At 70.1% G+C, this 432-nt stretch carries 1 protein-coding gene; it reads left to right on the top strand.

The features are described from left to right. The coding region (locus CWM66_RS28640; protein WP_146159986.1) for an alpha/beta hydrolase at positions 1-432 on the top strand (432 nt) is incomplete at both ends.

Genomic DNA, 432 nt, shown 5'->3' with positions numbered 1-432 from the left:
GCCGCGGTGGCCGTGACAACCCGGGCCTCGCGCAACCCAAGGCGGCGCATTGGCTGCCGAAAGGGTATCTGCTGGTGTCCGTGGACTACCGCCTGCTGCCCGAGGCCGATCCGCTGCGCCAGGCCGAGGATGTCGCCCGCGCGCTGGCGTGGGTGCAGCAGCACGCCCGCCAATGGGGTGGCGATCCACAGCGCGTGGTGATGATGGGGCACTCCGCCGGCGCGCACCTGGTCGCGTTGCTGGGCAGTGACGTGGCACGGTTGAAGGCGGCCGGTGCGACCCGCCCGCTGGGCGTGGTGACGCTGGACAGCGCGGCGATGGACGTACCGCAGATCATGCAGGTACCGCGTCACTTCGCCTTGTACGACGATGCGTTCGGTACGGACCCCGATTACTGGCGACTTGCGTCCCCGGTCCATCACCTGAGCCGCG

This window comes from Kosakonia sp. H7A, from assembly GCF_003028445.1.
GTDB lineage: Bacteria > Pseudomonadota > Gammaproteobacteria > Enterobacterales > Enterobacteriaceae > Kosakonia > Kosakonia radicincitans.
Note: the sequence above shows the minus strand (reverse complement) of the source record. Positions and strands in the feature narration are given on the sequence as shown.